This window comes from Bradyrhizobium sp. MOS001, assembly GCF_004634465.1.
GTDB classification, from domain to species: Bacteria; Pseudomonadota; Alphaproteobacteria; order Rhizobiales; family Xanthobacteraceae; genus Bradyrhizobium; species Bradyrhizobium barranii.
Map to the genome: position 1 here is coordinate 512,203 of NZ_SPVJ01000001.1, position 25,549 is coordinate 537,751.

The 25,549-nt window shown below is 62.1% G+C and carries 23 protein-coding genes; 4 read left to right on the forward strand and 19 right to left on the reverse strand.

The genetic code is table 11. The features are described from left to right. Positions 1 to 7: 7 nt before the first annotated feature. Both secD and yajC read right to left on the reverse strand, forming a co-directional pair. On the reverse strand, positions 8 to 1,612 hold the full coding sequence (gene secD / locus CT676_RS02495) for a protein translocase subunit SecD (RefSeq protein WP_071913639.1): 1,605 nt from the start codon (positions 1,610 to 1,612) through the stop codon (positions 8 to 10). Positions 1,613 to 1,658: 46 nt separating this feature from the next. Continuing rightward, complete coding sequence (gene yajC, locus CT676_RS02500; RefSeq protein ID WP_071913636.1) at positions 1,659 to 2,033, reverse strand: preprotein translocase subunit YajC; 375 nt, start codon at positions 2,031 to 2,033, stop codon at positions 1,659 to 1,661. A gap of 181 nt (positions 2,034 to 2,214) precedes the next feature. Here yajC and CT676_RS02505 point away from each other — a divergent pair, with 181 nt between their 5' ends. After that, on the forward strand, positions 2,215 to 3,207 hold the full coding sequence (locus CT676_RS02505; protein ID WP_135213737.1) for an ATP-binding protein: 993 nt from the start codon (positions 2,215 to 2,217) through the stop codon (positions 3,205 to 3,207). Between the two features lie 282 nt (positions 3,208 to 3,489). Here the strand turns inward: CT676_RS02505 and CT676_RS02510 are convergent, their stop codons facing one another. Continuing rightward, the gene (locus CT676_RS02510) at positions 3,490 to 4,608 is read right to left on the reverse strand and encodes a transporter (protein ID WP_244623043.1); all 1,119 of its coding nucleotides are present in this window, start codon (positions 4,606 to 4,608) and stop codon (positions 3,490 to 3,492) included. Positions 4,609 to 5,452: 844 nt separating this feature from the next. Here CT676_RS02510 and CT676_RS02515 point away from each other — a divergent pair. After that, positions 5,453 to 6,892 (forward strand): outer membrane protein, encoded by a 1,440-nt coding sequence (locus tag CT676_RS02515; protein ID WP_244623044.1) that lies wholly within the window; start codon positions 5,453 to 5,455, stop codon positions 6,890 to 6,892. A gap of 206 nt (positions 6,893 to 7,098) precedes the next feature. On the opposite strand, the gene CT676_RS02520 is transcribed toward CT676_RS02515, so the two are convergent. From CT676_RS02520 to CT676_RS02530, 3 genes are all read right to left on the reverse strand, one after another. Then, a complete protein-coding gene (locus CT676_RS02520) occupies positions 7,099 to 7,752 on the reverse strand; it encodes a MarC family protein (protein WP_135213738.1) in 654 nt (217 codons plus the stop codon). A 12-nt stretch (positions 7,753 to 7,764) separates the two neighbouring features. Next, on the reverse strand, positions 7,765 to 8,574 hold the full coding sequence (locus CT676_RS02525) for an aquaporin (RefSeq protein WP_071917433.1): 810 nt from the start codon (positions 8,572 to 8,574) through the stop codon (positions 7,765 to 7,767). A 115-nt stretch (positions 8,575 to 8,689) separates the two neighbouring features. Next, positions 8,690 to 9,310 (reverse strand): ParB-like protein, encoded by a 621-nt coding sequence (locus CT676_RS02530; RefSeq protein WP_135213739.1) that lies wholly within the window; start codon positions 9,308 to 9,310, stop codon positions 8,690 to 8,692. Positions 9,311 to 9,668: 358 nt separating this feature from the next. Between CT676_RS02530 and CT676_RS02535 the strand changes: the two genes are divergently transcribed. Beyond that, on the forward strand, positions 9,669 to 9,938 hold the full coding sequence (locus CT676_RS02535) for a hypothetical protein (protein ID WP_343287529.1): 270 nt from the start codon (positions 9,669 to 9,671) through the stop codon (positions 9,936 to 9,938). A gap of 146 nt (positions 9,939 to 10,084) precedes the next feature. Here the strand turns inward: CT676_RS02535 and CT676_RS02540 are convergent, their stop codons facing one another. The 7 genes from CT676_RS02540 to CT676_RS02570 all read right to left on the reverse strand — a co-directional run bounded on the left by CT676_RS02540 (position 10,085) and on the right by CT676_RS02570 (position 20,279). Beyond that, positions 10,085 to 11,062 carry an HAD family hydrolase gene (locus CT676_RS02540; protein WP_244623060.1) on the reverse strand — a complete coding sequence of 326 codons (978 nt, stop codon included), beginning with the start codon at positions 11,060 to 11,062 and terminating at the stop codon, positions 10,085 to 10,087. A 136-nt stretch (positions 11,063 to 11,198) separates the two neighbouring features. Next, complete coding sequence (locus CT676_RS02545) at positions 11,199 to 12,842, reverse strand: arylsulfatase (protein WP_135213869.1); 1,644 nt, start codon at positions 12,840 to 12,842, stop codon at positions 11,199 to 11,201. Between the two features lie 230 nt (positions 12,843 to 13,072). After that, positions 13,073 to 14,719 (reverse strand): arylsulfatase, encoded by a 1,647-nt coding sequence (locus CT676_RS02550; protein ID WP_167767926.1) that lies wholly within the window; start codon positions 14,717 to 14,719, stop codon positions 13,073 to 13,075. Between the two features lie 239 nt (positions 14,720 to 14,958). Beyond that, a complete protein-coding gene (locus CT676_RS02555; protein ID WP_063986350.1) occupies positions 14,959 to 16,629 on the reverse strand; it encodes an arylsulfatase in 1,671 nt (556 codons plus the stop codon). A gap of 126 nt (positions 16,630 to 16,755) precedes the next feature. Continuing rightward, positions 16,756 to 17,751, reverse strand: a complete 996-nt coding sequence (locus CT676_RS02560) for a formylglycine-generating enzyme family protein (RefSeq protein WP_135213742.1) — start codon at positions 17,749 to 17,751, stop codon at positions 16,756 to 16,758. A gap of 383 nt (positions 17,752 to 18,134) precedes the next feature. Next, positions 18,135 to 19,517 (reverse strand): LysM peptidoglycan-binding domain-containing M23 family metallopeptidase, encoded by a 1,383-nt coding sequence (locus CT676_RS02565; protein WP_135213743.1) that lies wholly within the window; start codon positions 19,515 to 19,517, stop codon positions 18,135 to 18,137. A 111-nt stretch (positions 19,518 to 19,628) separates the two neighbouring features. After that, on the reverse strand, positions 19,629 to 20,279 hold the full coding sequence (locus tag CT676_RS02570) for a protein-L-isoaspartate(D-aspartate) O-methyltransferase (protein ID WP_028152470.1): 651 nt from the start codon (positions 20,277 to 20,279) through the stop codon (positions 19,629 to 19,631). Positions 20,280 to 20,516: 237 nt separating this feature from the next. On the opposite strand from CT676_RS02570, the gene CT676_RS02575 reads away from it, so the two are divergent. Then, complete coding sequence (locus CT676_RS02575) at positions 20,517 to 20,888, forward strand: response regulator (protein WP_028152469.1); 372 nt, start codon at positions 20,517 to 20,519, stop codon at positions 20,886 to 20,888. 3 nt (positions 20,889 to 20,891) lie between these two features. Here CT676_RS02575 and surE read toward each other — a convergent pair whose 3' ends face one another. The 6 genes from surE to CT676_RS02605 all read right to left on the reverse strand — a co-directional run bounded on the left by surE (position 20,892) and on the right by CT676_RS02605 (position 25,526). Next, positions 20,892 to 21,659 carry a 5'/3'-nucleotidase SurE gene (gene surE, locus CT676_RS02580; protein WP_063983116.1) on the reverse strand — a complete coding sequence of 256 codons (768 nt, stop codon included), beginning with the start codon at positions 21,657 to 21,659 and terminating at the stop codon, positions 20,892 to 20,894. 104 nt (positions 21,660 to 21,763) lie between these two features. Next, positions 21,764 to 22,126 (reverse strand): hypothetical protein, encoded by a 363-nt coding sequence (locus CT676_RS02585; protein ID WP_135213745.1) that lies wholly within the window; start codon positions 22,124 to 22,126, stop codon positions 21,764 to 21,766. Between the two features lie 197 nt (positions 22,127 to 22,323). Next, positions 22,324 to 23,655, reverse strand: coding sequence for a serine--tRNA ligase (serS, locus tag CT676_RS02590; RefSeq protein ID WP_135213746.1), 1,332 nt, complete (start codon positions 23,653 to 23,655; stop codon positions 22,324 to 22,326). Between the two features lie 193 nt (positions 23,656 to 23,848). Beyond that, positions 23,849 to 24,661, reverse strand: coding sequence for a twin-arginine translocase subunit TatC (gene tatC, locus CT676_RS02595; RefSeq protein WP_063983113.1), 813 nt, complete (start codon positions 24,659 to 24,661; stop codon positions 23,849 to 23,851). After that, entirely contained in the window at positions 24,658 to 25,203 is a 546-nt protein-coding gene (tatB, locus tag CT676_RS02600) for a Sec-independent protein translocase protein TatB (protein WP_135213747.1), read from the reverse strand. Before tatB ends, tatC begins: the two co-directional genes overlap by 4 nt. 86 nt (positions 25,204 to 25,289) lie before the next feature. Next, positions 25,290 to 25,526, reverse strand: coding sequence for a twin-arginine translocase TatA/TatE family subunit (locus CT676_RS02605; RefSeq protein WP_028156107.1), 237 nt, complete (start codon positions 25,524 to 25,526; stop codon positions 25,290 to 25,292). Positions 25,527 to 25,549: the final 23 nt, after the last annotated feature.

A 25,549-nucleotide genomic window follows, 5' to 3' on the forward strand; every position in this document is an offset into this window, starting at 1 on the left:
TTAGCTCCTAGATCGGCACGCTCTGCGGCCGCTTCCACCGCACCCACCAGGCTACGATCAGCCGGGTCAGCGTGAAGGCGGTGAACACCGTGGTGATGATGCCGATGCCGAGCGTCACGGCAAAGCCGCGCACCGGGCCGGTGCCGATGTAGAACAGCACGGCGGCAGCAATGAAGGTGGTGATGTTGGAATCGAGGATGGTCGCAAGCGCCCGCTTGAAGCCGGCGTCGATCGCCGAAATCGCATTGCGGCCACCCCGCAACTCCTCACGGATGCGCTCGTAGATCAGCACGTTGGAGTCGACCGCGATGCCGACGGTGAGCACGATGCCGGCGATGCCGGGCAGCGTCAGCGTGGCGTTGAGCAGCGACAACAGGCCGAAGATCATGGCGACGTTGATGGCCACCGCGATGTTCGCGAACACGCCGAACAGCCGGTAGGTCAGCAGCATGAAGATGATGACCAGGATCGAGCCGACGTAAGCCGCAAGCTCGCCCTTCTCGATCGAGTCCTGGCCGAGGCCCGGACCGACGGTGCGCTCCTCGACCACCGTGAGCGGGGCCGGAAGCGCGCCGGCGCGCAAGAGAATCGCGAGATCGTTGGCCGATTGCACCGTGAAATTGCCGGAGATCTGGCCCTGGCCACCGGTGATGGGCTCGCGGATGACGGGCGCCGAGATCACCTTGTTGTCGAGCACGATCGCGAAGGGCAGCCCGACGTTTTCCTGCGTGGCCTGCGCGAATTTGCGCGCGCCCGAGGTGTTGAACTTGAAGCTGACGACCGGCTCACCCGTGCGCTGGTCGAAGCTCGCCTGGGCGTCGGTCAGGTCGCCACCGGCGACCAGCACCTGCTTCTTGACCACATAGGGCGTGGGCGGCGGCGAGGCGCTCATCAGCAGCTCGGATTCCGGCGGCAACCGTCCCTGCTGCGCCTGATCCGGCGGCACGGACGCATCGACCATGCGGAATTCCATCTTCGCGGTCTTGCCGAGCAATTCCTTCAGGCGGGTCGGATCCTGAAGACCTGGGACCTGCACCAGAATGCGGTCGTTGCCCTGGCGCTGGATGACCGGTTCGACGGTGCCGAGCTCGTTGACGCGGCGCTCGACGATCTGAATCGACTGCTCGATGGTCTTGCGCATGCGGTCGAGCATCGCAGCCTGCGGAATCGCCAGGCGGATCACGCCGCCGCCGGCATCGGTCACCTCAAGGTCGCGCTGACCGCTGGATCCCATCAGTCCGCCCAGTGGCTGGGACAGCTCGCGCAGCTTGGCGAGCGCCGGCTGCACGTCGGATTCCTTGGTGATGCGAACCTCGGCCGCGTCGTTGCGCACGGTCACGCCGCCGGTGAATCCGATCTTGGCATCGCGCAGGGTCCGGCGGACGTCGTCGCGGACCTGGTCCAGCCTCTCCTTCTTCACATAGCTCGAATCGACCTCGAGCAGCAGATAGGAGCCGCCCTGGAGATCGAGGCCGAGCACGAGCCGGCGCTGCGCCCAGGCGGGCCAGGTCTTGACCTGCGCTTCGGGGAAGAAGTTCGGCACCGCGCAGAGGCACACGATCAGCGCCGTCAGGATAATCCCGAGCGCCTTCCACCGCGTGAAATACAACATCGACTGGACCTGTCAGATCAGGAGATTGGGATGCTCGCGGAAGCGCTCACTTCGACGCGGCGTCGTCCTTGGCGGCTTCCTTGCTATCCTTGGATTCCTTCGCCGGCTCGCCCTTCGCGCGCACGCCCGAGATCATCTGGCGCATCTGCCGCACGCGCACGCCGTCGGAAATCTCGAACTCGATCTGGTCGTCGTCGACGACCTTGGTGACCTTGCCGACGAGGCCGCCCGAGGTCACGACGGTGTCGCCGCGGCGGATGTTCTTCACGAGGTCGGCATGGTCGCGCACCTTCTTCTGCTGCGGGCGCAGAATCAGGAAGTACATGATCACGAAGATCAGGGCGAACGGCAGCAGCGACATCAACATGCTGTTGGTGTCGCCGGCGCCCGCGGCCTGGGCATACGCAGGGGTAATGAACATTCGGACGATCCTCGTGGAAACGGGGGAAAACCGGTCAGGCCCTCAAAGGCGACCGGTTCGGTCAAATTCGCGCGGACTATAGCGGCCATTGCCCCAATTGCAACGCTGCCAGACCGTCGATTTGGCCATCTTGCGGCGCGCCCTCAGGCCCGATAAGGCTGCATTCTCAGGAACTTCGGACATGCCCAAAAAACCAAGCAAAAGCCCGGCCGGCAAAGGCCCCCGCACCCCTGCCAGGACGCCTGCCCGCGTCGCGGCAAAACGTCCCAAGGCAACCCCCAAGGCAGTCGATAAGGCAGCCCCGGACCTCTCCCAGGATCGTATCGTCCGCGCGCTGGAGACGATCGCGGCGCACCTCGCCGCCCAGGGCAAGCCGGCCGTCGAACGCGAATCGTTCGAGCGGGCGGACGCCTATGTCTGGCACCCGGACGGCCGCCTCGCTGCGGTGCCGCGGGTCAGCCGCGTCGAGCTGTTCCTGCTGAAAGGCGTCGACCGGATGCGCGACATCCTGATGGAGAACACCGAGCGTTTCGCCAACGGCCTGCCGGCCAACAATGCCCTGCTCTGGGGCGCGCGCGGCATGGGCAAGTCGTCGCTCGTGAAGGCGGCGCATGCCAGCATCAACGCGGAGCGCAAGGCCGCCGATAAGCTGAAGCTGATCGAGATCCATCGCGAGGACATCGAGAGCCTGCCCGCGCTGATGGAGCAGCTGCGCGCCTCGTCCTTCTACTTCATCGTGTTCTGCGACGACCTCTCCTTCGACGGCAATGATGCGTCCTACAAGTCGCTCAAGGCCGTGCTCGAAGGCGGCATCGAGGGCCGGCCCGAGAACGTCATCCTCTACGCCACTTCCAACCGCCGCCATCTGCTGGCGCGCGAGATGATCGAGAACGAGCGCTCGACCGCGATCAATCCTGGCGAAGCCGTCGAAGAAAAAGTCTCGCTGTCCGATCGCTTCGGCCTGTGGCTCGGCTTCCACCGCTGCAGCCAGGACGAATATCTCGCCATGGTGCGGGGCTATTGCAGCCATTTCGGCATTGAGGTCGACGACGAGGCGCTGGAGCGCGAGGCGCTGGAATGGTCGACCACGCGCGGCTCCCGCTCGGGCCGCGTTGCCTGGCAGTTCGTGCAGGAGCTTGCGGGGCGGCTCGGCGTGAAGCTGACGGTGAATTAGCGGTCGGATCGCCACCTGGCTAGGTGCCGCCCTTCCTCGAAGGCGAGGGTCAAGGGCGCGTGCCTTGCTTCGTCACCATGTGCCGGGTCGGCGTGACGGTACTTTCAGGCGCGGCGGGCGAGATCGCAAATGAATCGCGCGCGAAGGCGACGCCTGCTACGCGCCGGCACTACGGCATCGGTGGTGGTCACCGGAACGAGCTTCGACGGGGACCAGGTGCCACCGGTTGCCCGCGTGTTGCAAAGAATGATCAGCAAACTGACAGCCGCAGCTTGATTGCTGCTAGTATTTTCTGACGATGGGCTTTGTCGTCGGAGGTGCTCCGGGCGCGGGCGGCGAGATAGAGAAGGTGACCCAGGTATTCCAGCCCGATGGCCGGTTTTCCGCAGCGAACTCGCCGTAAGCTTTCAAATTGAGATAGCCCTGCATGTCGCCGACCGGAAACAGGAATCCAATCTGGGGGCCGATGCCGACCACTTGGGACTGGAAGCAGCCGACACGGTCACCTGAACCGCTGTCGCAGCCGAGTTCCTTGTAGACATAGCCCACGAGGCCAACCATGACCTGCTTCGACAGGAATTGCGATGCACCCCAGTCGAAGTGCATGTCGACGCCATTCTGATACTGCGTTGCAGTGTTCTTGAAATTGTAGGTGAAGCCGAGCACGCCGGAGAATTCGTGGCCGGTCTGCGGATTGAAATAGGTGTAGCCGCCGCCGACGTCGATCGCGCTGTGTCCGATGCCTATATTCGACAGGCGATCGGATTGGTAAGCGCCAACCGGGATGTCGCCCATGATATAGGTCATGTAGTTGTGGACCCCGGCGTTCCAGCGCAATTGAAATACCGGCGCGACATCCCCAAAGCCCCATGTGGTGTCGCTGATGGTGTCGGACCGCGCGAAGGGGACGTTGTTGCCGAGAGGGCCCGTGAGCACGCCTGACAAGGTGCCTGCCAGGCTGGTGCCGACGACGCCGTAGGCTGCTAACAGGGACACCGACGCCTGGCCGCCGAGAACCGGCGTCGCGAATACATAGGTTGGGATCACAAAGCCAAGATCGCCCGTGGCGTTGACGTTCAAATTCAGTTTTGCGTCGAGGGTAACATTGGCCGGAACCCTGTTGAGCGTGAACTCGCGCGCACGCGCGACGTCGGCGCCGGCGGAGACAGAGGTGTGATAGTAGATGTTTGCCAGCGACCAACCCGGCTGCTGCGGCGTGGCCGCCAGACTTCCAAAGAAACCGGGGACCCAGAAGCTGACGCCGCCTTCATCGGCCAACGCACAATGGGAAAAACCAACGATCGCGGACGTCAGGACGAATGCAGCAACGCCAAGTCTGCGTCGACGTGCTGATTTCGATCGCTCACTCTGCCCCGCCGCCAGTGCAATGCTCACTGTCATGTCGTGCCTCGTAAGATGTGTTACCTCCGAATACAATCCGGCGACAGCGTACCCCCGAGGCGATCGGGGCTCATCATGTAAAATTCAACGGGGATAGATCTATCGCAAGAAAGATCAATGCTGCGACCAAAGAGCCACATTCGGTAACCCAAGTCCGATCGGGCGCCACGGCAGACCTACTGCAACCCTCTCATAGCTGGAATTGTTGAGTATGCATTTTGTGCCACTGATTCTATTTTCGGACCCCAACAACGAGTGAGAAAAGCAAGCTCGCATCGCCGTTCGCCGGCGTCTCTTGCTGCAACGCGATGCCAACCGTTGTTAGGTCGCATAAGCCTCACGACTGCTTATTGGTAATCGAGTGTGACCAAGAGCAAAGTTGCCAGACGATGAACCTCAAACTCACGCTCGTCGGCGTCGTTCTAGCGTCAGTCTTCGCCGCACCTGTGGCCGCTGGCCTATTCGAGGATGCCGTCGATGCTCACGCCAGAGGCGATTACGCCAAGGCCCTGTACGGCCAAGGCATGGGGAAGCCGGCTACGCAGCAACCTCCCCGCTAGCCGAAACTTCTATTGCGGTGCGGATGACCACCATGGGCACAAATTCCAATGCTTCACTGCCAGATCGCCCAGCGCGTTCTCAAACAGGAGACGATCGCAAAGTCAGACAACAATGTTCACTTAAAGAACACGAAGCGGCACGAAGATCCTCAATTTCGTTGTTGCCGAAATGTCACCTGCATCGACATTGCAAGCTAGGCTTGATGCAGGTCAAACAAGTTGATTGGTCAGAGACCTTCTTGGTCATATGTTTGCGAGTTGTGGCCGACCTTGAGGAGGCGACGGTGCAGAAAGTTTTCCTCATTTGCATCGCGGCAGGATTGTTGAGCGGACCCGCTCTTGCGTCCGACCTGCCCGTCAAAGCTCCGATATACAAAGCACCAATCGTGGCACCATTGTATAATTGGGGAGGGTTTTATGTTGGTGCCAACTTCGGTGGAGGATGGTCCAACGGCAGCCTGAACATTCCCGGCAACAATCTGTATGGCGGCCTGACCGAATTCGTTGGAGGCGTGCAGGCGGGCTATAACTTCCAGGCCGGTCACTTTCTGTTTGGTGTCGAAGGTGAGTTCGATGGAGCCGGCTTCGGTCATCCGGTCCTTCCTGCTCCGACATTAGCCTTTGTAGACCAGCACTGGATCGGCACCGTGGCGGGCCGTGTCGGCCTCGTGAATGATCGATGGCTCGTATTCGGCAAGCTTGGCGGCGGCTGGGTCAACAGCAGCGCTACTTTGAACCTCCCCGGCGCCACTTGGAACGGGACCAGCACGAACACCGGCTGGTTGGCGGGCGCTGGCATCGAATACGGCTTCAAGTCGCATTGGACCGTCAAACTCGAATACGATTATCTTGGGCTATCGAACTGGCGTTCTCCCACCGTCCCCTCGGTCGCTTTGAACCGCGACCTACAAATGGTCAAAGCTGGCATCAATTATAAATTCGAAAGCGGCCTTCCTGCGGTGGCCGAGGCGCCGAAGCATTCCCACGAGCCTTCGGACGACGAAGATCTACAGAAGAAATCACAAAACCCGATCGCGGATTTGGTCAGCGTGCCGTTTCAGAGCAACACCAATTTCAATACCGGACCATTCAATCGCACCCAGGAAGTACTCAACATTCAACCCGTCGTGCCCATGCATTTAAACGAAGACTGGAACGTGATCTCACGTACCATCATTCCGTTGGTGAGCCAGCCAAGTCCGTTCTTCGACAGCAACACCAACGGGATTGGCGACATTACTCAATCGTTGTTTGTGTCCCCCGTGCACCCCGGACCGCTGATCTGGGGCGTGGGACCAGTCTTCACCGTTCCGTCCGCAAACGACCCCATCCTCGGGACCGGTAAATTCTTGTTCGGCCCAACGGCCGTGTTAGTGGTCACGCCGCCACATTGGGTGATCGGTGTATTGCTCAATAACCAGTGGTCGGTCGGCGGCAATCCGCTGCGACCGCCCGTCAACGCCTTCCTCGCCCAGCCCTTCGCCAACTACAACATGGCGCACGGCTGGTACCTGAACACGTCACCCATCATCACCGCGGATTGGCTCGCGGCGTCGGGGGAGCGGTGGACAGTGCCGGTTGGCGGCGGTATCGGTCGGGTTTTCAGAGTGGGTGATCAACCGATCAACGCATCGATTCAAGCCTATTACAACGTGATACGTCCGACTGGCGCTCCGGCCTGGTCACTGCGAACTACTGTCGCGTTGCTGTTCCCGGTTAATTGACACGGCAACCTGGCGCGCAACGAGACTTGTGTCTCGGTGTCCGAAGTGGATGATCGCGTCCTTTGTACTGTGGGCGGACAACTTCCCGACGCCGCGTAATACGGTCCACCTTGGACTCGGTTCGGTTCATAACACATCTCCGATTGGCAGAATACATCCGAGGTCAAGATCGCCCCGGAATTTGCGTGGCGCCACCAACAGCTAGTTCAACGCAGAATCGTCACACCATGCGTCTGCAATGCCTCGATGATACCGTCGAAGATCAGCGCAACGCCCATCGCAGAGACGAAGAAGCCAACTATTCGGGTGATAGCATCGATCCCCATTGCGCCGAGCCTGTCGAAAAGTTTCCCGGCATATGCCAGACACAGGTAGGTGACGACCATCGTCGCGAAAATAGCCACGACGATCGCTACGAAAGAGGCCAGTTCCGCTGATGATCGCTTAATCGTGGCAGTCATGCCGAGGATGGTGGCGATAGCGCCTGGTCCGCACATGAGCGGCATCGCAAGCGGCACGAAAGCTATGTTACCGCTCTGATCCGCGCCGCTGGCCGGAATCACGCCACCGGAAGCGGATGGTGAAAATAGTTCAAAGCCGATCTTCATCAGGATGATCCCGCCAACGATGCGGACCATGCTCAGCGGCACGCCGAACAAGCGTAGGATCAGCGTTCCGAAGATCAAGAAAAAGAGAGATAGAAGCAGCGCATAGAGGCAAGCTTTCCATGCCACCTTGCGATGTGTGGCGGCGTCCTTGCCTTCCAGCATCTTCAGATAGACCGGCAGGACCTCGAACGGATTTATTATCGCGAGCAAAGTCGCGAACGTACCCACGAACAGCGAGAGTTCATGACCCATTATGCCTGCGCCTCACCCTTTCTCCGGGTGCTCGACTTCGGTGAAAAGGCTCCCCTGTGCCGCACCTGAGCCTGCGCGGCCGCCGCCGGCACCGCGGAGCACCCATGCTGCACCCACTGCGAGAACTGCACCCACGAGTGGACCTGCGACATACACCCAATAGCTCGTGAAGTCGGTCGCGATTAGGTTCGGGCCGAACGTGCGCGCTGGGTTCATCGACGCTCCCGAGATAGGGCTCCCCCACAGCCCGGCAAGTGCAATGTACGCGCCGACGCCGATCGCGCCGATGATCCCGATGTTCTGAGCGCCTGATGCCGTGCCGAGAATGACACTGACGAGACCGAGGGTCAGCACGGCCTCCATCAGGAACGCATCGGACGCGGAGTATCCCGACGCGGGATAGTTCGACCCGTAGCTGGCCGACACGTTGATCACGGCGTGCAGGAACAGTGCCGCGAGCGTCGCCCCGATCAACTGCACGACGATATATCCCGGTACGCGACGCCATGGGAAGTCGCCACGCACCGAGAACGCGATACTGACCGCGGGATTGAGATGAGCGCCGGACACCTTGCCCATGAAGAGGATGATCGCCATCACCATCAGACCGGGTGCGACGACCGCAGCGGCACGGCTGATCGTGCCGGGAAAGGCCTGCCCCATCATGCCGCCACCGGCGGCCACGAGGACGAGGAAGAACGTTCCGAGCAGCTCCGAGAAGAGGCGGCGCCACTCTTGGTTCGGATCGTGGAAGTCGTTTAGCGACGCGACAAGCTCGTGATCCAGATGGCTCAGTGTTCTGTCGGCCTCTGTTTGCGCCATGAGCTGCTCTTTCCTCTAGTCGATGCCGCTGTCCGTTAGCCTCTCGCACCGGGCCAGCACGGCTCCTCGGGTCTTCGGCGCGCTTGCGGATTTTTCGAGCGGGATAGGCATGCCTTCAATCCTCCAAGACGGGACCACACCAGCCGGGCAGGTAGCTCGCCTCCTCGGTTTTGGACAATTCCAGGGCTTGCTCGAGAGCGGCCTCGAAGTGGGTCTCTACGGTTTTGCGCTTGACCCGGCGACGCAAAAAATCCGCCCACAAGAACTCGCTGAACGGCGTCGTGTCCTTGGCGTACCCGCCGGCGCGCCGCAGTTCGCCCGCCAACGAGCGGAACGGATCGTCAATAAGCCCGGCCACGGTCTTCGGCAAATCCTTGTAAGGGCGCAGACGGCCCTCGTCGTCGTACGAATGCATCCAGCTTTGATTGTCCAAGACGAACCAGAACGAATCGGGCTCCAGCGTCCTGAGGTTTTTCACCACGGTAACCAATACCTCTTCGACCCCTTCTTCATGGAGCGCACGCGCCAGGTGGTGATGATCGATGACGTAGTGGCGGTCCTTTGGGCCAAGCACGACGGGGATCATGTGCTTACCCAGGAACTCGGCTCCTTTCTCTTTGCTCTCGTCGCGCCAGCGCTTGCGCTTCTCCTTGACCTCCCGAATGCCGACCGTCATCTGGGTCGGGCGCAGGTCTGCGATCGCAACGGGCTTGAGAATGGGTTCACGGTCCGACATCGTGCAGACTTCTTTGATCACTAGTCCGGAAATGTTCGCTTTTAGAAGACGTCGTCGCCTCGTCAGCAACCGACCGCGAGGCCAGCCGCGTCCGGTCGGTCCCGATCACCGGACATTCTCAGCGCCCGTCGGCAAAGCCCGCCTTTATAACAACGACCCTTCGTTGTGCTCACGGTGGACTATTCCATTGATCTGGATCAACGGTCGGCCAAGACTCTTGGCGCACGCCCGTACCGGGGCTACACGGACATGATGGCGCTTCGTGATTGTGGTCGATGACGATGCGGCCATCCTGAAGCGTATGGCGCATGCTGTTCGCAGGTTTAGCTTCGAATAGTCAATTCGAGGGAGTCTGACCATGAACATCACTCCCACCATGCGCGCATTGGTATGGTCGACCTCCGTTCTGGCTCTCACAATTGGCCCGACCTTCGCCCAGCAGATCTCGGGAACGCCGGGCTCACTCAGCGCCACGACGACGATAGACGGCAAATATCTCCCAAACCCGCCCGCGCCGTTCGGCGGAACGATCAATATGGATGCCAAGGGTTCCAAACCCTATTGGCCACCGACCGTGGTGCCGCCCAAGGCGGCGCCCAACGTCCTGCTGATGTCCTTCTTGCGTTAACAGCGGACGTCCGCGCCTCGAACGCGGTGCCGCAGGCGACAAAGATGGTCGGTGTACAAGTCCGGAATGCGTTGGGTGCCTCTTGCCGGTAACCATGTCCACTGGCTATTGCCGTCCAGATGGCACTTATGGGTCCTTAGAGGATGTCAGTCGAAGGCAAAGATGCGCTTCCAGTCCTTCTTCATGTCGACGACCGCCCACTTGTTGACGGCCGCGGCGTCGAGCGCGACGTCGAGTTTCCCGAAATGCGAGTCGCGGTCATAGGCATATTCGCGTTCCGCATCGGTATGGTGGACGATCAGGCCGAACCGCGCGCCACTGGCGCCGAGCGTCGTCCATTGCAGCATTTCGAGATCGCCGTCGGAGTTGCCGAAGGCGGCGATCGGACGCCGGCCAATGTGCTCGTTGATGCCGATCGGCTTGCCCGCCTTGTCGTCGATGAAATTGATGTCGGGCAGCCGGAAGAGCGTTGGCGCACCGTCCTTGATCTCAAATCGGGTTTTGATCGACGATCCGACCACCTGCTCCGGAGGTATTCCGTAAATCCGCTCGGTCCAGGGCCGCATGAATTCGATGCCGCCGCCCGACGCGATGAAGGTCTTGAAGCCGCTGGCCCGGAGATAGGCGAGCAGTTCGAGCATCGGCTGGTAGACCAGTTCAGTATGCGGCCGCTTGAAGCGGGGATCGCGCGCGGTCGCCAACCAATCCGTGACAATCTTCTCGAACTCCGCCGTGGTCATGCCGGCATGTGTCACGGCGATGATTTCGACCAATCCTTTTTCGCCTGAAGCCGCAAGCGCCTTCAGGTCGCCGTCCAGCACCGCCGCGAACGGCTGCTTGGTCTTCCATTCCGGATGCATTGGCGCCATGGCCTTCACGCGGTCGAGGGCGAAGGCCAGTTGCACGTACATCGGCTGCTCGACCCATAGTGTGCCGTCATTGTCGAAGGTCGCGATGCGCTGGTCGACCGGGACGAAATAAGGCCCATTCTGCGTCGTGACGCGCGCAACAAAGTCGAGGATCGAGGCCTTGGTCGCGCCGTCGTTCCATGATGGCAGTGGATCGCTCTGCGCTTGTGCCATTGCGGATTTGGAACGGAGTGAAACGGACAGTACCGGAAGCATCGCCAGGGACGAGAGAAGGACGCGACGATCGATAGCAGGTAAACGGATGATCGGCTTCATGGTCGACGCCTTTCCATTGCCCAGCGGGCGCACGGAAATTCGGTGCGCCCGCCATGAAACCAGTCGATGCCAGGCGCTACTTGCCCACCGCCGCCCGGGCCGCCTCGATTTTCGCCTTCACGGCATCGAGGTTGAAACTCGCGCCCTTTTGCATCGGCGGAAACTCGATCGCCGTCATCGCCAGCTTTTCCACCTGCTGCTGAACAAATACAAAGCGCCAGAATTCGTATTTGAACCAGTCGAAGTATTGCTGCGCGCCTTCTTTACTCCCGTTATCGGGCCAGCCCGTGCGCTCGAATGGATCGAGGCGAAGATTGGTCAAATAGGGCACGTCAACCTTGGTTTTTTCGCCGAGCCAGCCTTTTGGCTGGTCGATGAAGCGATACTTGAAGTCGTCGATGCGCACGGCACCGAGTTCGCTCTCTCCGAAGTAAAAGATTTCGTGCCGGTTCGACGGCCCCTTGCCGGTAATCATGTCCATCTGGTTATAGCCGTCCAGATAGCACTTATAGGTCGTGTCACCGATCTGTTTGCCCTTCTGCAGCTCCTCTGCAATGTTCGGGTTGCCGGCGGCCGCTAGCAAGGTCGGAAACCAGTCCAGACCGGAAATGATGCCGTTCTCGACCTTGCCGGCCGGCACCTTGCCCGGCCAACGGATCATGCAGGGCACACGGAAGCCACCTTCCATGACGGTGCCTTTGCTCTGCGCGAAAGGCGTCTGCCCGCCATCAGGCCAGGTGAAGACCTCGGTGCCGTTGTCGGTGGTGAAGACCACGATGGTGTTGTCGTCCACGCCCATATCCTTGAGCTTCTGCATCACCATGCCGACGTCGTCATCGAGCTGCGCCATGCCGGCTTCATGTATCGACCAGCCGTTCCTGGAGTTGCGCGTTGCCTCGTACTTTGGTGAAAGATGCGTGACGATGTGCATCCGGGTCGGGTTGAGCCATAGAAAGAACGGCTTGTTGTCGGCCTTGGCCTTCTCGATGAACTTCAGCGCAAGATCGCGAATTTCGTCATCTACGGTTTCCATCCTCTTTGGATAAAGCGTTCCGGCATCCTCGATCCGCTGTTTGCCGACCTTGCCCCAGCGTGGATCCACGGTGGGGTCGTCCACGGCGGTCGCGTATGTATGGAGCATATTGCGCGGACCGACGACGTTCAGCAGGTCCTGCGGGTAATTCGGGTGCGCGGGGTCCTCCATGGCGTCGAGGTGATAGAGGTAACCGAAGAACTCGTCGAAGCCATGCACCGTCGGCAAGAATTCATTCTTGTCGCCAAGGTGATTCTTGCCAAACTGGCCGGTGGCGTAACCCATTCCTTTCAACGCCGTGGCGATGGTCACGGCCTGCGCGGGTATGCCGATGGCAGCGCCGGCCTGGCCGACCGTGGTCATGCCGGTGCGGATTGGCAATTCACCGGTGATGAAGTTGGCGCGACCTGCCGTGCAGCTCGCCTCGGCATAGTAATCGGTGAACAGCATGCCTTCGGCGGCGAGCTTGTCGAGATTGGGCGTCCGGCCGGCCATCAGGCCGCGGTGATAAGCGCCGATATTCCACATGCCGATGTCGTCACCCATGATGAAGACGATGTTCGGCCGCTGCCCGGCTGGCGCGGGTGCCGGCTGCTGCGCCTGTGCCGCGGTTGTCAGCCCGACAGCCGAGAGCGCCGAAGCGGCGACAAGAGAACTCCCGCTCAGCAAAAGATCGCGGCGTTTCATTCCGCCGCCCGATTGTGGAGTAGCGTCGTGGGAATCTCCAGGTGGAAGCTTATTGCTCATGACGTACTCCTCCCGTTGTTACGCAATTGGCTCTGTTCGCTTGACGCATCGGAAGCCGGCGTGGCTTGTGGAGGTGGTGACCGGCCCGACGCGGCCTCTTGGATCACTTGCTCGCTATTCCGTTGGCGGGCGCTCCGACGCGGAGCGCCCGCTCACCTCATATTTATCTGCTACTTGCCAGCCTGCGACTGCATGGCCTTTTCGATCTGCTCCTTGACCGCTTCCAGATTGAAGCTCGCCCCCTTCTGCATCGGCGGGAACTCGATCGCCGTCTGGGCGAGCTTGCCGACCTCCTGCTGCACGAACTGGAACCGCCAGAACTCGTAAACAAACCAGTTATAGAATGCCAACGACCCCTGCGCGCCGTTGGGCATGTTCGTGCGTTCGAAGGGATCAAGGCGGATATTGGTGAGGATCGGCCAATCAACCTTGACCGTGGCGCCCAACCAGCCGCTTGGCTGATCGGTGAAGCGATACTTGAAGTCGTCGATACGCACCGCGCTCAGTGTGCCCTCGGTGAAATAGAAGACCGAGTGGCGGGCAGACGGGCCCTTTCCGGTAATCAGGTCCATCTGGTTGTATCCGTCGAGGTAGACCTTGTAGGTCTTGCCGGCGAGTTGCTTTCCTTTCCTCAACTCGTCGGCAATATTCGGATTGCCCGCTGCGGCGACGAAGGTCGGGAACCAGTCGAGTCCGGAGATAATGCCGTTCTCGACCTTTCCCGCCGGCACCTTGCCCGGCCAGCGGATCATGCAGGGCACGCGGAAACCGCCTTCCATGGCCGTTCCCTTGCCGCCTGCAAATGGCGTCTGTCCGCCATCAGGCCAGGTGAAGTTCTCCGCGCCATTGTCGGTTGTGAACGCGACGATCGTGTTGTCGTCGAAGCCCTCGTCCTTGAGCTTCTTCATGACGGCGCCGACGATATCGTCCAGTTGGGCGAATCCGCCCTCGGAAACCGACCAGCCGTTTTCGGAGTTGCGCATGTTCTCGTATTTTTCCGAAAGGTGCGTGACGACGTGCATGCGCGTCGGGTTGAGCCAGACGAAGAACGGCTTGTTGTCCCGCTTGGCCTTGTCGATGAAGTCGAACGTGATCTTCAGGATTTCGTCATCCACCGTCTCCATCCGCTTTGGATAAAGCGGTCCGGAGTCCTCGATCTTTTGCTTGCCGATCTTGCCCCAGCGCGTCTGCACCGTCGGATCGTCGACGTCGGTCGCCCAGGAATGAACCATGTTGCGCGGACCGACGGTGGCCAGTAGCGCTTGCGGGTAGTTGCGGTGGGCCGGGTCTTCCATCGCGTCGAGGTGGTACAGATAGCCGAAGAACTCGTCGAAGCCGTGCATGGTCGGCAGGAATTCGTTGAGGTCGCCGAGGTGGTTCTTGCCGAACTGCCCCGTGGCGTAGCCCATGGATTTTAGTGCGGTCGCGATCGTCGGTGCCTGCGCCGGCATTCCGATCGGGGAGCCAGCCTGGCCGACCGTGGTTAGCCCGGTGCGGATCGGCAATTCTCCTGTGATGAAATTGGCACGGCCCGCCGTGCAACTCGCCTCGGCGTAATAGTCGGTGAAGCGCATGCCCTCCGCGGCGAGCTTGTCGAGGTTTGGTGTCCGGCTCGCCATGATGCCCTGATGATAGGCACCGATATTGAACCAGCCGATGTCGTCACCCATGATAAAAACGATGTTCGGCCGTTGTCCCCCCGTTGCGGGCGCTGGAGCCGGCTGCTGCGCTTGTGCCGGCGTTGTCAGTCCGACGGCCGAGAGCGCCGAAGCGGCCACAAGCGAACTGCCGCTCAGCAGCAGATCGCGGCGTTTCATTCCGCCGCCCGATTGCGGCGCAACGTCGTGGGATTCTTCTGGCGGAAGCTTGCTACTCATGACGTGCTCCTCCCGTTGTTATGCAATTGGCGCTGTTCGCTGATGCACCGGAAGCCGACGACGCTTGTGGAGGTGTCTACTGGCCCGGCGCGGCCTGCTTGATCACTTGCTTGCCATTCCGTTGGCGGGCGCCCCGCCCTGGGGCGCCCGCTTCGTCGGATCACGCTCGTGGCGCGCAGCTAGTCGCTGCGACCGGCAGTCTTGGCCTGCTTGATCTGTTGCATCACCTGATCGAGATTGTAGCTCGCCGGGTCCTGCAGCGGCGGGTACGCAATATAGCTCTCGAGTTCCTTCAGCCAGAGCGCCTGGCCGATGGGCAGCATGTTCCAATCGTAGATGTAGGCTGTCGAAGGGGAGCCGATTGTGCCGCCCTGGCCCATGAGCGTCTTGTATTGTGAACCGATCGAAGTCTCGAACGGGTCTCGCTTGATGTTGACGACCTGGGCCCAGTGATAGGGAAGCGCTCCGGCAATAAAGCCCGCCGGGTTGTCGGACACCATCGTGAAGTAGATCTTCCAGTTCTTGTAGCGCACCGCCGACGGATCCTTGCCCGAATAGTAGAAGAAGGTATCGCGCGCCGACGTTTCCGAACGCCCGGAGAGGTATTCGGCCTGATCGACGCCATCGAGCGTCGTCTTCACGATGCCGGGATATTGGCCGGCCTCGATGCGCTTCTTCAGCGCGTCTCCCTTTGCACCACCGGCGATGTTGACAAATGTGGGCAGCCAGTCGAGTGACGCGAATATGTCGTTCTTGATGGTGCCGGGCTTGATGACCCCCGGCCAGCGAACGAGCGCCGGAGCGCGCATGCCGCCTTCCCAGGTGCTCAGCTTGCCGCCCTTAAACGGAGTGGTGCCGCCGTCCGGAAAGGTGATGGTCTCGGCGCCGTTGTCTGTCGTGAACACGATGATCGTGTTGTCGAGCTGGCCCATGTCCTGGAGCTTCTTGAGCACATAGCCGATGTTGTCGTCCATCTGCTTCATGCCGGCCTCGTTGAGGCCCCAATCCTTGCCGCCGGGCTCGCCGACCATGGCCGCGTACTTGTCATTCAGCACGGTTGTGATGTGCATGCGCGCAGGGTTGTACCAGACGAAGAAAGGCTTGCCCGTCGTCTTCGGATCGTTGCGATCGATGAAGTCGATGACCTTGGCCGAGATTTCCTCGTCGACACCCTTCGATCGCTCGAGTGTCAGCGGGCCCTGGTCGATGCACTGCTGAGTCCTGGACGTACCATCGGACTTGCACGACAGGACGTTGCGCGGAGGCGTCAGGCAAACCGACGTTTTCGGATCGACCGCGCCCGGTACCTCCGGGATGCCGGGGATCGGCGTATTCTTGCATGGCGGGGCAACAGTCTGCTGGGTTGGGGACTTGTTGATGTCCGGGAAGCTCACGCCCTGCATCGCATCGAGGTGATACAGGTAGCCCCAGAATTCCTGGAAGCCGTGCGCGGTCGGCAGTGCGTCGGTGTGATCGCCGAGATGGTTCTTGCCGAATTCGCCGGTGTTGTAGCCGAGATCGAGCAGGAACTTGGCGAGCGCCGGGGTGCCGGGCCGCAGATAGGACGGGCTGCCTGGAAGTTGCGGAGGAATCATGCCGGTGCGCAGCGGATGCATGCCGGTGAAGAAGGCGTTGCGACCGGCGGTGCAGCTCTGCTCGGCATAGTAATGCGTGAAGATCGCGCCTTCGTTGCCGATGCGATCGATGTTGGGCGTCTCGCCGACCATCAGGCCGCGATGGTAGATGCTCGGCTGGTACAGGCCGATGTCGTCACCCATGATGAAGAGGATATTGGGTTTCTGTGCCGGCTGTGCGGTCGCCGGCGTGCTGGCTGCCCCGGACAGCGACATCAATATCGTCGCGCCAAGCAGCGAGGCGCAGGACCTCTTGTGGCAACTGGACGTCTTGAACGGTGGAATTGCGGCAAAGGGTGGCTTGTCATTGAATATGCAATTCAACATGGCCTCGCTCTCCCATTATGATGCGATAGAGACACCTCGCCTGATGCACCGAAATCCAAGGTGACTCGTGGATGTGTCGATCGGCTCCGCATGCCGCGCAGCCGGCCGGTAGCGTCGGCAGTAGTTCGGCGCGCACAAATGCGAGCCGCCTTTGATGACCTTGCGTGGAATCTTGACGTTGGTCGTTCTGGGGTCGTAGCTGTCGGCCTCGCGGCCGCCGCGCGGGTTCTCTGGAATGCAGCAGGCTTTTGCAGCGTCGGCCTCATGCCGAGGCGAGTACCAGTCGGACGTCCATTCCCAGACGTTGCCGATCAGATCGTGCAGCCCGTAACCGTTCGGCGGAAATGCGGTGACCGGCGATGTCCGTTCGTATCCGTCGTCCCTGGTGTTCTGGCGTGGAAATTCGCCCTGCCAGGTGTTGGCCATGTGACGGCCCCCGGGCGCAAATTCATCTCCCCATGCGAACTCGGCGCCGTCCAGTCCGCCGCGCGCCGCGAACTCCCATTCCGCTTCGGTTGGCAAATCCTTGCCGGCCCATTTTGCGTAGGCGATCGCATCGCTGAAGGCCACATGCACGACGGGATGATCGTCCAGCCCACGGATGTCGCTGCCCGGCCCGTAGGGATGCCGCCAGTTCGCGCCTTTGGCGAAGGTCCACCACTGGCTGAAGTCCCGGAGACTGACCGGATGCGCGGGCGGAGAGAACATCAGCGAGCCCGCATAGACCATGTGCGGGAGTATTCCCGGATAGTCCTTTGGATCGGGCGCGATCTCGGCAACGGTGACGTGGCCGGTAGCCTTGGCGAACGCCTTGAATTGCCGGTTGGTCACTGGATGGCAATCCATCCAGAACGCATCCACGGTGACACGGTGGACCGGCGCTTCTTCCGGATAGTGCCGATCCGAACCCATGCGAAACGTGCCACCCGGCACGAACAGCATCCCCTCACCTGTTGGATGCTGGTACGATTGTCCGGAATCAGGCGACGATTTCGTATCAGCCAGCTTCATGCCGAACTCCGGACCCGTGCGTCATTGGCCTGCGCTGCTACGGAAACGGAACGACAGACTTCCAGGTTGATCTAAATCAAAGGGTCCTGGTCACAACGTTGACGGTCCGGCTGCCAAGTCCGCTGCGCCATCGAAACTGAAGCAGCTTCAGGACATTAGGACATTTCACCGGCAGCCGTCGGCTACTTTGCATGGGGTTGTTTTTCGAAAATTGATTGTCCGGCCACAAAAGCCTCAGTACGCCACGGTTCGAGGCAGCTTCTCGGCTTGGCGACCGCCGCCTCTGGAATACTGGACCGCCCGCACCAGTGCGCAATGTGCACAAGGCGGGCGATGACAGCATACTCGTGGTGATTGCGTGCCCTACTCTGCGGGCCCGCGCCTCACGCCCCGTTCAGGAATTGAAGCGGGTCAACCGGGCTCGATCCCTTACGGATCTCGAAGTGGAGCTGCGGCGACGCCACCTCCCCGGATTGACCCGACTTGGCAATGACCTGACCGCGCTTGATGGTATCGCCGCGCTTCACCATCAGCTCACTCGCATGGGCATATGCGGTGACGTAGCCGTTGGAGTGCCGAACCAGGACCAGATTGCCGTAACCTTTGAGCTCGTTGCCTGAATAGGCGACGACGCCGTCTTCTGCCGCCTTGACCGGCGTACCCTCGGGCACCGCGAGATTGATGCCGTCATTGGACTTGCCATTGGTCTTGGCGCCGTAGCTCGTGACCACCTTGCCGCGCACCGGCCAGCGGAAGGTCGGCAGCGCGCTCGTGGTCTCCGCAGCTTTCGCCGGAGCCTCCGCGGCCTTCTCTTCGACATTGGCCGTGGCCTGGGCCAGACGCGCGCTTTGCACGGGTGCGGCGACAGCGGCCATCTTGGTGGCGGGCGCGGGAGCAACTGCAACGGGCTGCAGCGTGCCCGCGACAGGAGCCGCAGCAACCGGCGCCGCGACGGCGGCGGTCTTGGCACCCGGCACGGTCAGCCTGGTGCCGAGCTTGAGCTTGGCCGACGGAGCAAGACCGTTGGCGCGGGCGAGTTCGACAGGCGAGATATGGTTCTTGCGGGCGATGCTGGCGAGCGTGTCGCCGTGGTTGACGAAGTGCGTGCTCGGCGGCGCGGCGACAGCTGCAACCGGCTTCGCAGCAGGCGCCATCGCGGGAGCCGCCGCGACAGGAGCCATCGCCGGTGCGGGCGCAGCCGCTGTGGCCGGATGCGGGATGATCAATTGCTGGCCGGGCGAGAGCGCGCGCGGGCCCTTGTAGCCGTTGGCGGCGAGGATCGCCTGCGGCGTGACGCGATAGCGCTTGGCGAGCACGTCGAGAGTGTCGCTGGTACCGACGATGATTTTGGTCCCGCCGGCCGGCTGGGCGGCCGCGACCGAGCGCGGCGGCACGGTGGCCGTGGTCTCCAGATGCGGCTGCGCCGGGGGCGCGTAGGAGCTGACGCCGCGACCGCCTCCGGACACGCCGCCACCCGCCGCAACCGGATAGGATTGCGGCGCGGAGACCGCCGGCGGCGGCAAGGGCTGCGACTGATAATAACCGGGCTGCGTCTGCGGCCGCGAATATTGCGGCAGCTCACGCTGCGGCGGCGGTGCCTGCTGCACCGAGCCGGTCTGCTCAGACGCGAAAGGATTGGAGAAATTCGACTGGGACAGCCGCGACTGCATGTCGGCGCTGCACCCTGCGAAGCTGAACGAGATCAGCGCCAAGACCGCAACCTGCGGCACGCGGCGCGAGTAAAGCAACTCGGCGACTACAGACATGGTTACTCACTCGTACGCAACAGAACTGGTCTTTTAAGTAAACACGTCGCGAGTAAATAACGGCTTAACCCTCCCAATAAGATGTTGGCGGCACAGCACCGATCCGGAAATCTACAGCTCCCGCGCCACCCCGGGCAGCGCCGGCACGAAGCGGACCTCGACGAGTTCCTTGCGCTCGATCCCGGCTTCGGTCCGGCTGAAGCGGACCAGCGTCTGCACACCATGGTGCGGGCCGATGGGTGCGATCAGGATGCCGCCGACCTCCAGCCGCTCGACCAGGTTCTCCGGAAGCTGCTCCATCGCGGCGGTGACGATGATGCGGTCGAACGGGCCGATATTGGCCGGCAGGTTGAGGCCGTCGCCGAGCATCACCTCGACATTGTGACAGTTTAGCTTTTCGAGCCGGGCGCGTGCCGCCTCCGCGAGCTTGCGGTAGCGCTCGACGGTCAGCACCTGGCCTGCGAGACGCGACAGCACGGCGGCCTGATAGCCCGAGCCGGCGCCGATCTCGAGCACGCGGTGCTTCTTCTGGAGCTGCAGCTGCTCGGTCATGTAGGCGACGACGAAGGGCTGGCTGATGGTCTGCCCGCAGGCGATCGGCAGCGCGCTGTCACGATAGGCGGCGTCGCGATCGGTCTCCTCGACGAACAGATCGCGCGGCACCTCCTCCATGGTTCGTAGCACCGCCTGATCGCTGATGCCCCGCCGCCTCAGCGAGAGCTGAAACATCATCTTTTCCGGCGGGTGCTGATCGGAGGTCATCGCTGCTTATCGTCTCGTCGGGTCCGGGGCCACGTGTCTCGTTAAGACCCGGGGCAGGAATCCTGTTCCTACCCAGGAACCCATGATAGCCGTTCGGGCGCGGTATTGGACCATAAATCGGCTTGCAACGGGTTGGCTGCAAAGACCATTTTCAGGTGTCCGCTCGCCGAAACGCGCATTGCGTCGATTCGCGTTATCTGCGAACGTTTTCCGCAAATGGGCAAGGACTCAACGACTATGACCGCGACCGGACCTTCGGGCCGCTCTGTATTCCTCGTCGAGGACGAGGTGATGATCAGGATGATGGTCGCGGATATGCTCGAAGAGCTCGGCTACAAGGTGGCTGCCGAGGCCGGCGATATCACCGAGGCCCTGCGGCTCGCCCAGGCGACCGAGTTCGACATCGCCATCCTCGACGTCAACGTCAACGGCAAGGTCATCTCTCCGGTCGCCGATGTCATCAGGGCGAAGGGCTGCCCGTTCATCTTCGCCACCGGCTACGGCTCCTCCGGCCTGCCCGAGCAGTACCGCGACCGGCCGGCTCTGCAGAAGCCGTTCCAGCTCGACGCGCTCGGCAAGACCATCGAAGCCGCCCTTCGCGGCGGCTAGCGATTACTTCAGCGTCGCGCTCAGCGCTTCGGAAAACGCCTCATTGGTGCGGTCGAGCCGGAGCGGCGTGACGGAGACATAGCGCTCGCGCAGCGCCGCCAGATCGGTGCCTTCGGCAGGCGTATCCATCATCGCGGCACGCTCGAAGCCGATCCAGAAATAGGGATTGTTGCGGCCGTCCCTGCGCTCGTCGATCCTGAGGAAGCCGAGATTGCGCTTGCCCTGGCGCGTGACGCGGATGCCGAGCACCTCTTCCGGTGTACATGCCGGGAAATTGACGTTGATGACGGTGTCCTTCGGGATGCCGGCGGCGATCACCTTGCGCAGGATGTCGGGTCCGAATTTGAGCGCGGTGTCCCAAAGCGGGCGCTCGCGCGTCTCGACGCTGAACTCCTGCGACAGGGCGAAAGACGGCAGCCCCAGGATGGTGCCCTCCAGCGCGCCGGCGATGGTGCCGGAATAGACCACGTCCTCGGCGACGTTGCGGCCCTTGTTGACGCCGGACAGTACGAGGTCCGGTGGCTTGGTGCCGAGGATATGGCGCGCGCCCATGATGACGCAGTCGGTCGGCGTGCCGCGCACGGCGAAGTGCTTTGGTCCGACCTCGCGCAGGCGCAGCGGATCGTTCAGCGAGAGCGAATGCGACACGCCGGACTGGTCGAGCTCGGGCGCCACGACCCAGACGTCGTCGGACAATGCGCGTGCGATCTCCTCCACGACCTTGAGGCCGGGGGCGTGAATGCCGTCGTCATTGGTGCAGAGAATGCGCATATTAAAAATCGTTCCTGAAGCGGGTCTGAGCCGTCTTATCCGGCCGGGGCCGATCAGGCAAACCGGCCGACTGGGTCCGGCGGCGGGTTCCCAGCCTGGTCCTGCTACCTGCGGATGCGCCATTGCGGCAGGAAGCGTGCGAGCCTGCCTTCCGCGCGCAGCTTCATCGCCGGCACCACCAGGCTCACAACCGGAGCCTCGATCACCCCGAGCGCCTCCAATTGCGCGAGGATCGGCTCCGGCTCCCGCGTCTGCGGAAAGCGTTCGCGCGCCACGGTCAGCGCCTTGTCGAAATCCGCAGCATTCACGCCGGGCTTGGCCCGCCGGCTGCACACGAGATCGTCATCCCAGAGCCGCGCGATCGCGATGTCGAGCACACCACGCAGACGCTGATCGACAGCCTGGATACCGGCACCTGTCACCGCCCATTGTCTGCCGACCCAGAAGATGTCGCTGTGCAAGGCCATGAACAGTGAGTTCGCATTGTCGGATGGCCGGCAGAATAACCAGCCGCCCGATCTTCGCAACCAAACGTTTCTGCGTGACAGCCGGGCAACACGCACCGGGTTCGCGTTCCGATAGAATCGGAACGGGACTTCAGATTTTTATCTTGTTTGACGCGCATTCTCGACGCGAACCGGTATCCACTTCGCTCGAAAACGCCCTACTCGCGCGCGACCACCTTCAGCCCGCCCATATAGGGCTGGAGCACGTCGGGGACGGCGATCGAGCCGTCCTCCTGTTGATAAGTCTCCATCACGGCGATCAGCGCGCGGCCGAGCGCGGTGCCGGAGCCGTTCAGCGTGTGCACGAATCGTGGCTTGCCGTCCGGACCGCGCGAGCGGGCGTCCATGCGACGGGCCTGGAAGTCACCGCAGACCGAGCAGCTCGAGATCTCGCGGAACGCGCCGCCCTCGCCCTGCCCGGGCATCCAGACCTCGATGTCATAGGTTTTTTGCGACGAAAAGCCCATGTCTCCGGTGCAAAGCGTCATCACACGGTAATGCAGATCGAGCCGGCGCAGCACTTCCTCGGCACATGCCAGCATCCGCTCATGCTCGTCCTTGCTGGTCTCCGGCGTCGTGATCGACACCAGCTCGACCTTGGTGAACTGGTGCTGGCGGATCATGCCTCGGGTATCACGTCCTGCGGCGCCCGCCTCCGCGCGAAAGCACGGCGTCAGCGCAGTCAAGCGCATCGGCAGCTGCTTCTCATCGAGGATGGATTCGCGAACGAGGTTGGTAAGCGCCACCTCCGCTGTCGGAATGATGCCGAGACGCTCCGTCCGCAGCCGCTCCAGATCGGGTGCGGCGAGCAATTCGCCCTTGATCGCCCAGAACTGGTCATCCTCGAATTTCGGCAATTGTCCCGTGCCGAACATGATCTCGTTGCGGACCAGCAGCGGCGGATTGATCTCGGTATAGCCGTGTTCGTCGATGTGCAGATTCAGCATGAACTGGCCGAGCGCGCGTTCGAGCCGCGCCAGCCCCTTCTTCAGCACGACGAAGCGCGCGCCGGAGAGCTTGGCCGCCGTCTCGAAATCCATGTCACCGAGCGCGCCGCCGAGATCATCATGGGGCTTGGGCGCAAACGCGTAGTTGCGCCGGTTGCCGAAGACATGGCGCTGCACATTGCCGTGCTCGTCGACGCCGTCGGGCACCTCGCTGAGCGGCAGATTGGGGATCGCCGACAGCGCCGTGGCAAGCTCTTCGTCGGCGGCTTTCGCAACGGCTTCGAGCTGCGGCATCGTGGTCTTGAGCTCGGCGACCTCCGCCATGAGCTTGGCGGCACGCGCGTCATCCTTCGCCTTCTTGGCGTCGCCGATCTCCTTGGAGGCCGCATTGCGCCGCGCCTGCGCCTGCTCCGAGGCCAGGATCGCCGCCCGCCGCTTCTCGTCGATCGCGAGCAGCGACGCCGACAACGGCTTCAGGCCACGCCTGGCGAGGCCGGCGTCGAAGGCTTGCGGATTGTCGCGGATCGATTTGATGTCGTGCATGGCGGTGGTCCTGGATCAGCGCATAAACCTACAACGGCGAACGTTGTACGTCAGCGCGTTCCCCCTAGCACAGCTGTCATCGCCCGCGAAAGCGGGCGATCCAGTATTCCAGAGGCGCCCGTGATTCCCCGAGAGGCTGCGGCGTACTGGATTCCCCGCCTTCGCGGGGAATGACACCGGTGGACGTGGCGCCCTACTCCGCCGGATTAGCCGGCGTCGACACATCAGTGCCGGTGGCGGCCTTCGACGCCGCCGCCTTCTTCTCCACCATCCCGACCGCGATGATCGAGCCCTCGTAGAGCAGGAGCAGGGGGATCGCCAGCGAGCACTGGCTCAGCACGTCGGGCGGCGTCAGAACGGCCGCGATGACGAAGGCGATGACGATGAAATAGCGGCGCTTCTCGCGCAGCATCTTCGAGGTCACGATCCCAATACGCCCGAGCAGCGTCAGGATCACCGGAAGCTGGAAGGCGATGCCGAAGGCGAAGATCAGCGACATCATCAGCGACAGGTATTCGCCAACCTTGGGCAGGAGCTGGATCTGCGCGGTCTCGTCGCTGCCGGCCTGCTGCATGCCGAGCGAGAAGCGAACCAGCATCGGCAGCACCACGAAATAGACCAGCGCCGCGCCCAGCACGAAGAAGAACGGGGTGGCGACCAGATACGGCAGGAAGGCCTGCTTCTCGTGCTTGTAGAGTCCGGGCGCGACGAACTTGTAGATCTGCGTCGCGACGATCGGGAACGAAATGAAGCCGGCGCCGAATAACGCGAGCTTGAGCTGGGTGATGAAATATTCCAGCAGCGCCGTGTAGATGAACTTCGAATTCTCGGGACCCGCGACCCACACGAACGGCCAGACCAGCACGTTGTAGATCTGCTTGGCGAAGAAGAAGCAGAAGATGAAGGCCACGCCGAAGCCGAGCAGCGCCTTGATCAGCCGCGATCGCAGCTCGATCAGGTGGTCCATCAGAGGGGCTTTGCTGGCCTCGATATCGGCGTCGCTCATGACGCTTTGACGTCCTTGATCGCCTCAGGTGTCGCAGTGTCTTGAATGACCTGGGCCTGCTCGACCTCGCGGGTGATCGCGAGCGGCTCGTTCACGGCCGCATGCGCCTCGGCTTCCACGAAGGTCTCGGGCGTCGGCGCTTCCGGCGTGGTCGGTGTCGCCGGCGTTTCGGTTGAAATCGCCAGCGCTTCGCTTGAAGTCGCCGGCGCTTCGACGGCGGTGGTCGTGGTGGTCTCGGCCGGCTTGTCCAGCGCATCGACGCGGAGCGCGTCGCTGACATCCTTCTGGAGCGAGGTCATCAGATTGTTGCCGGCAAAGCCGGAAGCGGCTTCCTTGACCTCGTCAAAGCTCTTCTTGAGGTCGGCCATTTCGGCCTCGCGCATCGCTTCCTGGAACTGGCCCTGGAATTCGGCAGCCATCTTGCGGGCCTTGCCCATCCACTGCCCGACCATGCGCAGCACGCCCGGCAGCTCTTTCGGGCCGATGGCGACCAGAGCCACGACCCCGATCAGGACCAGTTCACTCCACCCGATGTCGAACATGAGGCCTTCCGTTCACGCCAGCCGCGACCGGCCCAATCCTTCGCGCTTAGGATCGGCGCCGTCACCCGCGTCTCGCGTACGCTTACTCAGACGGCCTTGCTGCCGACGTCGGACCGGGCCGCGGTCGGCGGCGCGGCGGCGTGCTCGATCGACTTGGCCGGCTCGGGCTTGTCGGCGACCTTGTCGTCGTCCTGCATGCCCTTCTTGAAGGCCTTGATGCCCTGGGCCACGTCGCCCATCAGATCCGAAATCTTGCCGCGGCCGAACAGCAGCAGGACGACTGCGATCACCAGGATCCAGTGCCAAATGCTAAGCGAACCCATCCTGCAACCCTCCAAACACACTT

Excerpts from the sequence above, each read along its gene's own strand:
- secD (WP_071913639.1), bottom strand. The coding sequence starts at position 1,612 with ATGTTGTATTTCACGCGGTGGAAGGCGCTCGGGATTATCCTGACGGCG.
- yajC (WP_071913636.1), bottom strand. The coding sequence starts at position 2,033 with ATGTTCATTACCCCTGCGTATGCCCAGGCCGCGGGCGCCGGCGACACC.
- CT676_RS02505 (WP_135213737.1), top strand. The coding sequence starts at position 2,215 with ATGCCCAAAAAACCAAGCAAAAGCCCGGCCGGCAAAGGCCCCCGCACC.
- CT676_RS02510 (WP_244623043.1), bottom strand. The coding sequence starts at position 4,608 with ATGACAGTGAGCATTGCACTGGCGGCGGGGCAGAGTGAGCGATCGAAA.
- CT676_RS02520 (WP_135213738.1), bottom strand. The coding sequence starts at position 7,752 with ATGGGTCATGAACTCTCGCTGTTCGTGGGTACGTTCGCGACTTTGCTC.
- CT676_RS02525 (WP_071917433.1), bottom strand. The coding sequence starts at position 8,574 with ATGGCGCAAACAGAGGCCGACAGAACACTGAGCCATCTGGATCACGAG.
- CT676_RS02530 (WP_135213739.1), bottom strand. The coding sequence starts at position 9,310 with ATGTCGGACCGTGAACCCATTCTCAAGCCCGTTGCGATCGCAGACCTG.
- CT676_RS02535 (WP_343287529.1), top strand. The coding sequence starts at position 9,669 with ATGAACATCACTCCCACCATGCGCGCATTGGTATGGTCGACCTCCGTT.
- CT676_RS02540 (WP_244623060.1), bottom strand. The coding sequence starts at position 11,062 with ATGCTTCCGGTACTGTCCGTTTCACTCCGTTCCAAATCCGCAATGGCA.
- CT676_RS02545 (WP_135213869.1), bottom strand. The coding sequence starts at position 12,842 with ATGAAACGCCGCGATCTTTTGCTGAGCGGGAGTTCTCTTGTCGCCGCT.
- CT676_RS02550 (WP_167767926.1), bottom strand. The coding sequence starts at position 14,719 with ATGAAACGCCGCGATCTGCTGCTGAGCGGCAGTTCGCTTGTGGCCGCT.
- CT676_RS02555 (WP_063986350.1), bottom strand. The coding sequence starts at position 16,629 with ATGTCGCTGTCCGGGGCAGCCAGCACGCCGGCGACCGCACAGCCGGCA.
- CT676_RS02560 (WP_135213742.1), bottom strand. The coding sequence starts at position 17,751 with ATGAAGCTGGCTGATACGAAATCGTCGCCTGATTCCGGACAATCGTAC.
- CT676_RS02565 (WP_135213743.1), bottom strand. The coding sequence starts at position 19,517 with ATGTCTGTAGTCGCCGAGTTGCTTTACTCGCGCCGCGTGCCGCAGGTT.
- CT676_RS02570 (WP_028152470.1), bottom strand. The coding sequence starts at position 20,279 with ATGACCTCCGATCAGCACCCGCCGGAAAAGATGATGTTTCAGCTCTCG.
- CT676_RS02575 (WP_028152469.1), top strand. The coding sequence starts at position 20,517 with ATGACCGCGACCGGACCTTCGGGCCGCTCTGTATTCCTCGTCGAGGAC.
- surE (WP_063983116.1), bottom strand. The coding sequence starts at position 21,659 with ATGCGCATTCTCTGCACCAATGACGACGGCATTCACGCCCCCGGCCTC.
- CT676_RS02585 (WP_135213745.1), bottom strand. The coding sequence starts at position 22,126 with ATGGCCTTGCACAGCGACATCTTCTGGGTCGGCAGACAATGGGCGGTG.
- serS (WP_135213746.1), bottom strand. The coding sequence starts at position 23,655 with ATGCACGACATCAAATCGATCCGCGACAATCCGCAAGCCTTCGACGCC.
- tatC (WP_063983113.1), bottom strand. The coding sequence starts at position 24,661 with ATGAGCGACGCCGATATCGAGGCCAGCAAAGCCCCTCTGATGGACCAC.
- tatB (WP_135213747.1), bottom strand. The coding sequence starts at position 25,203 with ATGTTCGACATCGGGTGGAGTGAACTGGTCCTGATCGGGGTCGTGGCT.
- CT676_RS02605 (WP_028156107.1), bottom strand. The coding sequence starts at position 25,526 with ATGGGTTCGCTTAGCATTTGGCACTGGATCCTGGTGATCGCAGTCGTC.